The 13361-nt window shown below is 39.6% G+C and carries 11 protein-coding genes; all 11 read left to right on the plus strand.

Annotation, left to right across the window (positions count from 1 at the left end):
* The first annotated feature begins 64 nt into the window (after positions 1 to 64).
* The 11 genes from pyrH to OZZ83_RS09990 all read left to right on the plus strand — a co-directional run bounded on the left by pyrH (position 65) and on the right by OZZ83_RS09990 (position 13359).
* Entirely contained in the window at positions 65 to 787 is a 723-nt protein-coding gene (pyrH, locus tag OZZ83_RS09940; protein WP_002293877.1) for a UMP kinase, read from the plus strand.
* Between the two features lie 2 nt (positions 788 to 789).
* Complete coding sequence (gene frr, locus OZZ83_RS09945; protein WP_002293875.1) at positions 790 to 1347, plus strand: ribosome recycling factor; 558 nt, start codon at positions 790 to 792, stop codon at positions 1345 to 1347.
* Positions 1348 to 1541: 194 nt separating this feature from the next.
* Positions 1542 to 2354, plus strand: a complete 813-nt coding sequence (locus OZZ83_RS09950; RefSeq protein ID WP_002308897.1) for an isoprenyl transferase — start codon at positions 1542 to 1544, stop codon at positions 2352 to 2354.
* Positions 2351 to 3151 (plus strand): phosphatidate cytidylyltransferase, encoded by an 801-nt coding sequence (locus OZZ83_RS09955; protein WP_002308898.1) that lies wholly within the window; start codon positions 2351 to 2353, stop codon positions 3149 to 3151. Before OZZ83_RS09950 ends, OZZ83_RS09955 begins: the two co-directional genes overlap by 4 nt.
* Positions 3152 to 3311: 160 nt before the next feature.
* A complete protein-coding gene (gene rseP / locus OZZ83_RS09960; RefSeq protein WP_002308899.1) occupies positions 3312 to 4580 on the plus strand; it encodes an RIP metalloprotease RseP in 1269 nt (422 codons plus the stop codon).
* Positions 4581 to 4647: 67 nt separating this feature from the next.
* Positions 4648 to 6357, plus strand: a complete 1710-nt coding sequence (locus OZZ83_RS09965) for a proline--tRNA ligase (RefSeq protein ID WP_278023717.1) — start codon at positions 4648 to 4650, stop codon at positions 6355 to 6357.
* 211 nt (positions 6358 to 6568) lie between these two features.
* A complete protein-coding gene (locus OZZ83_RS09970; RefSeq protein ID WP_002308901.1) occupies positions 6569 to 10921 on the plus strand; it encodes a PolC-type DNA polymerase III in 4353 nt (1450 codons plus the stop codon).
* A 143-nt stretch (positions 10922 to 11064) separates the two neighbouring features.
* Entirely contained in the window at positions 11065 to 11538 is a 474-nt protein-coding gene (gene rimP, locus OZZ83_RS09975; protein ID WP_002308902.1) for a ribosome maturation factor RimP, read from the plus strand.
* A 22-nt stretch (positions 11539 to 11560) separates the two neighbouring features.
* The gene (nusA, locus tag OZZ83_RS09980) at positions 11561 to 12736 is read left to right on the plus strand and encodes a transcription termination factor NusA (protein ID WP_002308903.1); all 1176 of its coding nucleotides are present in this window, start codon (positions 11561 to 11563) and stop codon (positions 12734 to 12736) included.
* A 21-nt stretch (positions 12737 to 12757) separates the two neighbouring features.
* Positions 12758 to 13051, plus strand: a complete 294-nt coding sequence (gene rnpM / locus OZZ83_RS09985; RefSeq protein ID WP_002288501.1) for an RNase P modulator RnpM — start codon at positions 12758 to 12760, stop codon at positions 13049 to 13051.
* Complete coding sequence (locus OZZ83_RS09990) at positions 13048 to 13359, plus strand: YlxQ-related RNA-binding protein (RefSeq protein WP_002308904.1); 312 nt, start codon at positions 13048 to 13050, stop codon at positions 13357 to 13359. Before rnpM ends, OZZ83_RS09990 begins: the two co-directional genes overlap by 4 nt.
* Positions 13360 to 13361: the final 2 nt, after the last annotated feature.

Here is a 13361-nt window from a genome sequence, read left to right on the forward strand (position 1 = left end):
GCTTAGCGTGTCGAAATCATCTAAGTATGGTAAAATGGCAATAGAAAATATTGGAGGAATGAACATGGTCACACCGAAATATCAGCGTGTAGTCTTAAAATTGAGTGGAGAAGCTTTAGCTGGGGATGCAGGATTTGGAATCAAACCACCAGTAATCAAAGAAATCATCCAAGAAATCAAAGAAGTTCACGAACTGGGCGTTGAAATGGCAATCGTTGTGGGTGGCGGAAATATCTGGCGCGGACAAATCGGAGCACAAATGGGCATGGAACGCGCTCAAGCTGATTACATGGGTATGTTAGCTACAGTTATGAATGCCTTAGCTTTACAGGATACGTTGGAAAACGTGGGTGTACCGACACGCGTGCAAACTTCGATTGAAATGCGTCAAATCGCAGAGCCATACATTCGCCGTAAAGCAGAACGTCATTTAGAAAAAGGACGGATTGTTATTTTTGCGGGCGGTACCGGCAACCCGTACTTCTCGACAGATACAACGGCAGCATTACGCGCAGCAGAAATCGGCGCAGATGTTATCCTGATGGCTAAAAACAATGTAGACGGTGTTTATTCTGCTGATCCGAAAGTAGATGCAAATGCAGTGAAATTTGAAGAACTGACTCATCTGGAAGTGATTGCTAAAGGATTACAAGTCATGGATTCAACTGCAAGTTCACTAAGCATGGATAATGACATTCCATTGCTTGTCTTCAATTTAAATGAACACGGAAATATTCGCCGAGCAATCTTAGGTGAAAATATCGGAACGACTGTAAGGGGGAAATAAAAATGGCAGATGCAATTATGACAGAAGCAAAAGAAAAAATGAAAAAAGCAGCACAAAATCTTCAACGTGAACTTGGGCAAATCCGCGCAGGCCGCGCGAATGCTAGCCTTTTGGATCGAATCACTGTGAATTATTACGGTGCACCAACTCCATTGAACCAAATGGCGTCAATCCAAATCCCAGAAGCACGTGTTTTAATGATCACGCCTTTTGACAAGAGCATTCTTCAAGATGTTGAAAAAGCTATTATGGCAAGTGATATCGGAATCAGTCCTACCAATGATGGAAATGTTATTCGTTTGGTTATCCCACAACTGACAGAAGAACGCAGAAAAGAATTAGCTAAAGATGTGAAAAAAGAAGCAGAAAATGCAAAAATCGCGATTCGTAACATCCGTCGTGATGCAATCGATGAATATAAAAAACAACAAAAAAATGGTGACATTACCGAAGATGATTTGCGTGGACTAGAAAAAGACGTACAAACATTGACAGATAACAGCATTAAAGAAGTAGATAAGATCGCTGCTGATAAAGAAAAAGAATTATTGGAAGTTTAATAAAACCATAAAAACAGAGGGGCGGATCATTCAGCTTCCTCTGTTTTTATTTATGTTTCTTTTATTTAAAGATTAAAAAAAGAAAAAATTATTCAGTTTTTAAATAAAAAAACAATGATTTCATAGGAAAAACGTTTAGATATTGCTATAATACTTAAGATAGTGGGAATCTTTTAAGTATAGGAGGAAAAAGAATGTTACGTTTTTTTCCGCAAAAAAACAAATATATTCAAGAAAAAAGCGAATTTCAATTTAATGCCGATGGACCAATTCCTCAACACGTTGCCATCATCATGGACGGCAATGGTCGTTGGGCGCAAAACCGGCGTTTGCCAAGAGTCGCTGGTCATAAAGAAGGTATGGAAACAGTAAAGAAAGTCACAAAGAAAGCATCAAGGCTTGGAGTGAAAGTATTGACGCTTTATGCTTTTTCAACTGAAAACTGGAAGCGACCAAAAGATGAAGTAAGTTTTCTCATGCAACTACCTGTCGACTTTTTTGATACGTTCGTACCAGAATTGATCAAAGAAAACGTCAAAGTCCATGTCATGGGGTATGAGAACGTGTTACCAGAACAGACGCAAGACGCTGTAAAACGTGCAATTGAGCAAACAAAAGACAATACCGGAATGGTGTTAAACTTTGCTTTGAATTACGGAAGCAGAGCAGAAATCGTGACCGCAGTCCAAAACATTGCTGAAGAAGTAGCAAAGGGAGAAATACAGGCAGAAGAAATCGATGATGAAGTGATTGCCAACCATCTAATGACAGGTTTCTTGCCCAAAGAATTACAAGATCCTGAGTTGATGATCCGTACAAGCGGAGAAGAGCGGATCAGTAATTTTCTGTTATGGCAGATTGCATATAGTGAATTGTATTTTACAAAAGCACTTTGGCCTGATTTTGACGGTGCACATCTTGAAGAAGCAATTGCCTCTTATCAAAATCGAGATCGTCGATTCGGCGGTGTAAAAAAAACAGAAAATGAGAAAGGGGATCAGTCATGAAACAACGTGTAATCACAGCAGCCGTGGCGCTTGTCTTGTTTATTCCGATTATATGGATTGGGGGCATAGCGGTTGAGCTTACCGCAGCAGTCTTAGCTGTGGTAGGAGTTTATGAGCTTTTCCGGATGAAAGGATTGACTCTCCTAAGTTTTGAAGGAGTTTTATCCGCTATTGGTGCAGTGCTCCTTGTCTTGCCAAAAGAAAGATGGTTCTTCTTTCTTCCAGAGAACGTCAGTACATTTATGCTATTTTATCTTATCGTTATGATCCTTTTAGGGACGTCAGTTATATCTAAAAATACGTATACGATTGATGAAGCAGGTTTCCCAGTACTTGTCAGTTTGTATGTAGGAATAGGCTTCCAGAATTTCGTCAATGCACGAACAGAAAGTTTAGCTGTTTTGATTTTTGGTCTGTTTATCGTTTGGGCAACTGATATTGGTGCTTATATGGTTGGCCGTCGTTATGGACAACACAAGTTAAGTCCGGATATTTCACCGAACAAAACGATTGAAGGCGCGTTAGGCGGGATCGGAAGTGCTGTTGTAGTCGCATTTCTTTATCTATTGTTGTATCCAGCAAAAGAACTATTCAATCATGGTATGTTTGTCATGCTTCTGATGACGATTATTTTTTCGGCAGTCGGACAATTTGGCGATTTGGTCGAATCAGCAATCAAACGCCATTATGATGTGAAAGACTCAGGAAATATCTTACCGGGCCACGGGGGAATCTTAGACCGTTTCGATAGCTTGCTGTTTGTATTTCCTATCATGCATTTATTTGGCATTATTTAGTAAGTATACCTGCGTTTCTTTGTGATTTTCATAAAAGACGCAGGTTTTTGTTTCTCATTTTATTGATACTATTGGTGTCTTAGGTATACTATGGTAAAATTATAGTGTTTTAACGTTGTTTAAAAAAACACACAAAAAACAAGTAAAGGAGAAAAAAGCTATGAAAACGATACTAACATTTATCATTGTTTTTGGTATATTAGTGATTGTTCATGAGTTTGGTCATTTCTTCTTTGCGAAACGATCAGGAATCCTCGTTCGCGAATTTGCTATCGGTATGGGTCCGAAAATTTATGGGCATCAAGCAAAAGACGGGACAACATATACGCTTCGCCTATTACCTATTGGCGGTTATGTTCGAATGGCAGGCAATGGGGATGATGAAACAGAAATGGCACCAGGTATGCCTCTTTCTCTTTTACTAAATTCTGACGGCATCGTAGAGAAGATAAATTTAAGTAAGAAAATCCAATTGACAAATGCTATCCCAATGGAATTGAGCCGTTATGATTTAGAAGATGAGCTGACTATCACTGGTTATGTGAATGGAGATGAAACAGAAGTAGTGACCTATCCTGTCGATCACGATGCGACGATTATTGAAACCGACGGAACAGAAATCAGAATTGCACCAAAAGATGTACAGTTCCAATCGGCTAAACTGTGGCAGCGTATGCTGACCAATTTTGCCGGTCCAATGAATAACTTTATCTTGGCAATCGTGTTATTTATTATTCTTGCATTCATGCAAGGCGGTGTTCAAGTGACAAATACTAATCGTGTAGGAGAGATTATCCCTAATGGTGCTGCGGCAGAAGCAGGCTTAAAAGAAAATGATAAGGTAGTTAGCGTGGACGGTAAAGAAATCCACACTTGGAACGATTTGACAACAGTCATCACGAAAAATCCAGGTAAAACATTAGATTTTGAGATCGAACGAGAAGGTAAGATGCAATCTGTCGACGTGACACCGAAATCGGTAGAGTCAAATGGCGAAAAAGTTGGCCAACTTGGCATACAAGCCCCAATGAATACAGGTTTTATGGATAAGATCATCGGCGGAACACGTCAAGCTTTTAGCGGTTCATTGGAAATTTTCAAAGCCTTAGGATCACTGTTTACAGGTTTTAGTTTAGATAAATTAGGCGGACCTGTTATGATGTACCAATTATCTTCAGAAGCAGCAAACCAAGGTGTAACAACTGTTATTGGTTTGATGGCGCTTCTTTCAATGAACCTTGGAATCGTCAATCTGCTTCCGATCCCTGCCTTAGATGGTGGGAAATTAGTGTTGAATATTTTTGAAGGGATTCGTGGGAAACCATTAAGTCAAGAAAAAGAAGGAATATTGACATTAGCTGGCTTTGGATTTTTAATGTTGTTGATGGTGCTAGTTACATGGAACGATATTCAACGATTCTTTTTCTAGAAAAAGTTGACAAATAGGGTATAATAACAAACGATAACTATTTTGAGGAAATAAAGGAGTATATAGAATGAGACAATCAAAAATGTTGATTCCAACATTACGTGAAGTTCCAAATGATGCAGAAGTATTAAGTCATCAAATCTTGCTAAGAGCTGGATATATCCGTCAAGTATCAGCGGGTATCTATTCTTATCTGCCATTAGCAAATCGTGTATTAGAAAAGCTGAAACGTATCATGCGGGAAGAATTTGAAAAAATCGGTGCGGTAGAGATGCTGATGCCTGCTATCTTGCCAGCAGAACTTTGGGAAGAGTCAGGACGTTACGAAACATATGGTCCAAACTTGTATCGTTTCAAGGACCGTAATGATCGAAAAATGATTCTTGGACCAACTCACGAAGAGACTTTTACTGATTTGATGCGTAATGAAATTAATTCATATAAGAAATTACCTTTGAATCTTTATCAAATCCAACCTAAGTATCGTGACGAAAAACGTCCTCGCTTTGGTTTGCTTCGCGGACGTGAGTTTATCATGAAAGATGCATATTCTTTCCATGCAACGGAAGAAAGTTTAGACGAAACGTATAAAGATTATGAAAAAGCCTATACCGAAGTCTTTAAGCGTTGCGGTTTGGAATTTCGTTCGATCATCGGAGACGGTGGCGCAATGGGCGGGAAAGACTCAAAGGAATTCATGGCGATCTCAGAGATCGGGGAGGATACGATTTGTTATTCGACTGAAAGTGATTATGCTGCAAACTTGGAGATGGCTACAAGCTACTATGTGTCAAAAAAATCGCATGAAACACAGCTTGAATTAGAGAAAGTAGCTACACCTAACGTAAAATCAATTGACGAAGTAGCAGATTTCTTTTCTGTTGAACCTCAAAAAATCATCAAGTCTGTATTGTTCATTGCGGATGAACAACCTGTCCTTGTTTTGGTACGCGGAGACCATGAAGTCAATGACGTAAAACTGAAAAACTATCTATCTGCTGACTTTTTAGAAGAAGCGACGGAAGAAGAAGCACAAAAATATCTAGGTGCTGAGTTTGGTTCTGTCGGACCAATCGGTGTTTCAGAGGATGTAAAAGTATATGCAGACCGTTATGTCCAAGATTTAGCGAATGCCATTACTGGAGCGAACGAAACAGGCTTCCACTATAAAAATGTGAATCCAGAACGCGATTTCACTGTGCTTTCTTATGAAGATCTTCGTTTTGTACAAGAAGGAGATCCTTCACCAGACAACAACGGTGTTCTTGCCTTTACTCGAGGAATCGAAATCGGACATATCTTCAAAATTGGCACTCGTTACAGTGAATCTATGAGGGCAACCGTTCTAGACGAAAACGGACGGGAAAAATTTGTGATTATGGGCTGTTATGGTATCGGTGTGAGCCGTTTATTATCAGCAATCGTAGAACAACATTCAGATGAACAAGGAATCAATTGGCCAAAAGGAATTGCGCCATTTGATCTGCATATCGTCCAAATGAATCTAAAAGACGAATACCAAACAAACTTGACGAATGAACTAGAAGAAGCGATGACAAAAGCTGGCTATGAAGTACTGGTTGATGACAGAAATGAACGCGCAGGAGTGAAATTCGCGGATTCTGATTTGATTGGCTGTCCAATCAGAATTACTGTCGGTAAAAAAGCAGTAGAAGGAATCGTAGAAGTGAAAATCAAGAAAACTGGCGAAATGGTTGAAGTACGTAAAGAAGAATTGGCGAATACTTTACCAATCCTCTTGAACCAAGGGGAATAATAAGCGTTAAAACACAGAAAAGTAAAATAGCTGAATCAGCTGTTTTTGACAACCTGATGTTTCGCTTTTAAAATTGGAACTGTGATGTGAATCACAGTTCCAATTTTTTAATGTAAAACTCAGAAAAAACGAGTATACTAAAGGGTACTGAAAAAGAAGAGGATACGATGCAATCAATTGCATAGTTTCTCATCAGAAAGGGCGTATATCTTTGTCAGAAAAACGAGATTTATTTGAAAAACTGTTGGAACAAATCCAACTAGAGGAAGCAGAAAAAAATCATCCACTGCTTACTGCTGGTGAAATGGATAGTGTAGTGGTCCATCGTAAATCGCGTTTATGGGAATTTACGCTGCATTTTTCTAAAATTTTGCCTATTATGCTGTATCGTTCATTGGCTCAGCATCTGACTGTCGCTTTTAAAGAGATTGCACAAGTCAAATTGAATATCTTAGCAGATGACCAGACATTCGATGAACAGCTCTTGCAAGATTACTGGGCCCAAGCTTTGGAAAATCAGCAATGCGATACACCACTAGCACAGCAAGTATTGAAAACGCAAGTACCTGTGATAAAAGATCGTAAAGTCATCTTGCCAATCGACAGTACAGGGGCTATTTCATATTTGAAACAGCAATACTTACCATTAGTAGAAGAGTTGTTCGTCAGTTACGGATTCCCGAAATTTCGTATCGAACCAGAAGTGGATGAGCAGCAAGCGGAACGTGTATTGAAACTTTTTGAAGAACGTAAACAAGAACAGGCAGAAGCCTTTATGAAGCAAGCAGCTGAAAGTCTAGTTGTTCATGAGCAAAAGAAAAAAGAAAGAAAAGAACAGTCACCAGCTCTTGAAGGACCCATCCAGCTAGGACGAAATATTCCAGCAGATGAGCCCACAACACCAATGATCAATATCGTCGAAGAAGAACGACGGGTCACTCTTGAAGGGTATGTGTTCGATAAAGAAGTCAGAGAACTACGCTCAAAACGCAAGATCTTGACTTTGAAAATCACAGATTATACTTCATCATTTATCGTCAAAAAATTCTCAAATGGCGAAAAAGATGAACAGATATTTGATGCGATCAGTGTCGGAAGCTGGTTAAAGGTACGTGGAAGTATCCAAGAAGATACGTTTGTCCGTGATTTGGTCATGAATGCGCAAGATATCGTTGAAGTCAAACACACCCCTCGTAAAGATTATGCTCCTGAAGGGGAAAAACGGGTAGAACTTCATGTTCACAGCAATATGAGTACGATGGATGCAACGAATAGCATTTCTGATCTGGTGGCACAAGCAGGAAAATGGGGACACCGTGCCATCGCCATTACGGACCATGGTGGCGCACAAGCCTTTCCAGAAGCTCATAGTGCCGGGAAAAAAGCAGGTGTGAAAATCTTATACGGTGTGGAAGCGAATGTCGTAGATGATGGCGTACCTATTGCTTATAATGATGCGCATGAAGCATTAAACGAAGCCACATATGTCGTATTTGACGTGGAAACGACAGGATTGTCTGCGGTATACGATACCATCATCGAGCTCGCTGCAGTCAAAATGTACAAAGGAAATGTGATCGAAAGCTTTGATGAATTTATCGATCCAGGACATCCTTTATCCCGAACAACGGTGGATTTGACAGGTATTACGGATGAAATGGTTCGAGGATCGAAGTCAGAAGAAGAAGTCTTGCGGATGTTCCTTGAGTTTTCAAAAGGTACAATTCTGGTAGCACACAACGCGGCTTTTGATATGGGGTTCTTGAATACTAGCTACGCAAGATATGGCATTCCTGAAGCAACTAATCCAGTTATTGATACCTTAGAATTAGCCAGATATCTGTATCCGCAATTCAAACGTTTCGGATTAGGTGTGTTATCCAAAAAATTTGGTGTCAGCTTGGAACAGCATCACCGAGCAATCTATGATGCTGAAGCAACAGGTCACTTAGCTTGGATTTTTGTCAAAGAAGCAATGGACAATCATCACATGCTTTATCATGATCAGCTAAATGAGCATATCGGAGAAGGAGATTCTTACAAACGAGCCCGACCTTTCCATGTAACGATTTTAGCAAAGAATCAGGCAGGACTGAAAGATTTGTTCAAACTGATTTCAATGTCGAATGTCGAATACTTCGAACGTGTCCCGCGAATACCACGCTCCCAATTGAAAAAGATGCGTGAAAATCTATTGATCGGCTCAGCTTGTGATAAGGGAGAAATCTTCGAAGCCATGATGCAAAAAGGGGTAGAAGAGGCAAGAAACCGAGCAAAATTCTACGATTATATTGAAGTTATGCCAAAAGCGGTCTATGCACCTTTGATCGAGCAAGAATTGGTAAAAAATGAACATGATTTGGAAGAAATTATCCAAAACTTGGTAGAAATCGGAAAAAGTTTGGATAAAATCGTTGTTGCAACAGGCAACGTTCATTATCTCAACGAAGAAGATGCCATTTACCGAAAAATTTTGATCAATTCTATGGGCGGAGCGAATCCGTTGAATCGTCATAGTTTGCCAGATGTCCATTTCCGAACAACTGATGAGATGCTCACCGCTTTTCACTTTTTAGGGGAAGAAACAGCAAAAGAGATTGTAGTGGATAACACGAATAAAATCGCAGATATCTGCGAAGAAGTGATTCCAGTCAAAGATGAACTTTATACACCGAAGATTCCAGGTTCAGAAGATGAGATATCAGAATTGAGTTACACAAAAGCAAAACAAATGTACGGAGATCCGTTACCTGAAATTATCCAAAAACGATTAGAAAAAGAGTTGAACTCTATTAATGGTAATGGCTTCTCGGTTATTTATCTGATCGCCCAAAAACTTGTGCATAAAAGTAATGAAGATGGCTATCTAGTAGGTTCACGTGGCTCTGTTGGCTCTAGCTTTGTTGCAACGATGACTGGGATCACTGAAGTGAATCCTTTAGCTCCCCATTATTACTGTCCAGAGTGCCAATATTCCGAGTTCTTTGAAGATGGCACGTACGGTTCTGGATTTGATATGCCAGAAAAACAATGTCCAAAATGTGGTGCACGCTTAAATAAAGATGGTCATGATATCCCATTTGAGACATTTTTAGGATTCCATGGAGACAAAGTGCCCGATATTGATTTGAACTTCTCAGGTGATTATCAAGCAGAAGCACATAACTATACGAAAGTATTGTTTGGTGAAGACTATGTTTACCGTGCCGGAACGATTGGTACAGTCGCCGATAAAACAGCATATGGCTATGTAAAAGGTTATGAAAGGGACAATAATCTGCAGTTTCGAAGTGCAGAAGTCGACAGATTGGCAAAGGGTGCAACAGGAGTCAAACGGACAACTGGTCAGCATCCTGGGGGGATTATCGTTATTCCAGATTATATGGATGTCTACGATTTTACGCCGATCCAATATCCAGCAGACGATCAAAATTCGGAATGGAAAACGACCCATTTTGATTTTCACTCAATCCACGACAATGTATTGAAATTGGATATTCTAGGACACGATGACCCAACTGTTATACGGATGCTTCAAGATTTATCAGGGATTGATCCACAAACGATTCCTACAGATGACCCGGAAGTGATGCGGATATTTGCTGGCCCTGAAGTACTAGGGGTAACTCAGGAACAGATTTATTCTAAAACAGGAACATTAGGTATTCCAGAATTCGGCACTCGTTTTGTTCGAGGAATGTTAGAAGAAACACATCCTACAACTTTTGCAGAACTACTTCAAATATCCGGACTGTCTCATGGTACAGATGTATGGTTAGGAAATGCCGAAGAATTGATTCGACGTGGGGATGCGACATTGGCGGAAGTAATCGGCTGTCGTGATGATATCATGGTTTATTTGATTCATGCTGGATTAGACAGCGGGATGGCATTTAAGATCATGGAAACTGTTCGTAAAGGGCAATGGAACAAGATTCCTGATGAATTGAGAGAAACCTATCTATCCGCGATGAAAGAAAATAATGTGCCTGATTGGTATATCGATTCTTGTTCAAAGATCAAGTATATGTTTCCAAAAGCCCATGCTGCAGCTTATGTATTGATGGCTCTTCGTGTTGCTTATTTTAAAGTTTATTTCCCTATTTTGTATTACTGTGCATACTTTTCTGTACGTGCGGATGATTTTGATCTAGTCTCCATGTGCAAAGGAAAAGATGCTGTGAAACAAGCAATGAAAGAAATCACGGACAAAGGGCTAGATGCTTCCGTAAAAGAAAAAAATCAGCTGACCGTGCTAGAATTAGCCAATGAAATGTTAGAACGAGGATTCAAATTTGGGATGATTGATCTGTACAAATCGGATGCAGTTAATTTTGTTATCGAAGGAGATACGTTAATTGCGCCATTTAGAGCTGTCCCTAGTTTGGGAACCAATGTAGCAAAACAAATCGTTGAGGCAAGAAAAGATGGTCCATTTTTATCTAAAGAAGATCTTGCTACTCGAGGGAAAGTTTCAAAAACATTGATTGAATATATGAACGATAATGGTGTATTGAAAGATTTACCAGACGAAAACCAATTATCGTTATTCGATATGTTATAAGCATCTGTTATCTTGTCTGCTTGTAATTTTAAGCAGAGTATGGTATAGTTTTTATAGGTAATGATACTAACTGTGAGTGAGCGGATTTTTCGCTCACTCTTTTTAATGGAATTACGTATTTAATTTTTAAGGAGGCGAAACTTTTGAGTAGCGTCGTTGAAACAGTCACAGAAATGGTGACACCGATTTTAGATGAACAACATTTTGAACTTGTCGAAGTCGAATTTGTAAAAGAAGGAAAAAGTTGGTTCTTACGAGTATTTATTGACAAAGAAGGCGGAATCGATATCGAAGAATGTGCCTTTGTCAGTGAGAAACTGAGCGAAAAACTTGATGCAGCAGATCCAGATCCGATTCCTCAAGCTTATTTCCTGGAGGTATCCTCCCCTGGAGCAGAGCGGCCATTGAAAAAAGAAAGCGACTATGAAAAGGCACTTGGCGATTATGTCCATGTCTCCTTATACCAACCAGTAGATGGCGAAAAACAATACGAAGGATTTCTTCAATCATTTGATGCTGAACAGCTTACATTGAAAATACGCATAAAAACACGAGAAAAAGAATTGACTTTTGACCGAAAAAATATTGCAAAAGCTCGCTTAGCTATCCAATTTTAATCACGGAGAGGAATCAGAAAAAATGAGTAAAGAAATGTTAAATGCGTTAGACGCTTTAGAAGCTGAAAAAGGGATCTCAAAAGAAATCGTGATCGATGCTTTAGAAGCAGCATTGGTTTCTGCATACAAACGCCACTATGGCCAAGCACAAAATGTCGAAGTGGAATTTGATCAGAAAAAAGGAAAGATCCATGTCTATGCAGTAAAAGAAGTAACGGAAGAAGTGATGGATTCACAGTTGGAAGTCTCATTGAAAGATGCACTTTTGATTAATCCAGCATATGAGATCGGTGATACGATCCGTTTTGAAGTCACACCAAAAGATTTTGGGCGGATCGCTGCGCAAACAGCTAAACAAGTTATCTTGCAGCGTGTACGTGAAGCAGAAAGAACGATCATTTATAACGAATTCAGTGCTTATGAAAAAGACATCATGCAAGGAATCGTCGAACGTCAGGATAAACGTTATATTTATGTCAACCTTGGCAAAATAGAAGCAGTTCTTTCTAAACAAGATCAAATGCCAAACGAATTTTACCAACCTCACGATCGTATCAAAGTCTATGTTTCTCGAGTAGAAAATACGTCTAAAGGTCCGCAAGTATTTGTTAGCCGCAGCCATCCAGATTTATTGCGTCGCTTATTTGAGCAAGAAGTCCCAGAAGTTTATGATGGAATCGTTGAAATCGTCAGCATTGCCCGTGAAGCCGGCGATCGATCAAAAGTAGCTGTCCGTTCAAACGATCAGAACATCGACGCAGTAGGTACATGTGTTGGACCAAAAGGACAACGTGTCCAAGCAATCGTCAATGAATTAAAAGGCGAAAACATGGATATTGTTGAATGGAATGAAGACCCAGCTGTATTCATTGCAAATGCATTGAATCCTGCACAAGTCATGGATGTGATTTTTGATGAAACCAATCCTAAAGCTTGCACAGTTGTCGTTCCAGACTATCAATTATCGTTAGCAATCGGTAAACGTGGACAAAACGCACGTTTAGCTGCTAAATTGACTAACCATAAAATCGATATCAAATCAGAATCTGATATGGCGGAATTTTATGAAAAACAAGAACAACAAAACGAAACAGAAGAATTGCATGACGAAGCAATCGTTCAGTCAGATTTGACAGACGATGAGTATGAAGCAATTGCGTTCAATAATGAAACGGTCGAAGAAAAACCAGAAGCTTAACTTTAGTAAGGAGGCAAAGAGATGAAACAAAGGAAAATTCCTTTACGCAAATCTGTGGTTTCAGGTGAAATGAAACCTAAAAAAGAGATGGTCCGAATCACCCGTTCAAAAGAAGGGGAAGTATCGATCGATCCAACTGGAAAAATGCCTGGACGAGGAGCGTATGTCTCACTTGAGCCGGAAGAAGTACAACAAGCTTGGGATAAAAAAATTCTCGATCGAGTACTCGAAACAACTTTAACAGATGAGTTTTATCAAGAACTTCTTGACTATGTCACTCACCAAAAAGCACGTAAAGAGTTATTTGGAAAATGAATACAGTCAATCGGCAAAAAGTCATGAATCTCATGGGTCTGGCGATGCGCGCGGGAAAACTGATTACGGGCGAAGAACTGACCATAGCTGAAATCCGCAAACAAAAAGCAAAATTGGTGTTTGTGGCAACAGATGCAAGTGAGAATACAAGAAAAAAGATAAAAGATAAGAGTTCATACTATGAAGTTCCTTGCTTTGAGCTATTTTCTGAAGCAGAAATCACGCAGATGATCGGAAAACCTCGCAAGGTATTCGGAATAATGGATGCCGGATTTGCGAAGAAGACCAAGGAGCTAATTGAAGGTTAGGA

The organism is Enterococcus sp. E5-162 (assembly GCF_035725965.1).
GTDB classification, from domain to species: domain Bacteria; phylum Bacillota; class Bacilli; order Lactobacillales; family Enterococcaceae; genus Enterococcus_B; species Enterococcus_B lactis.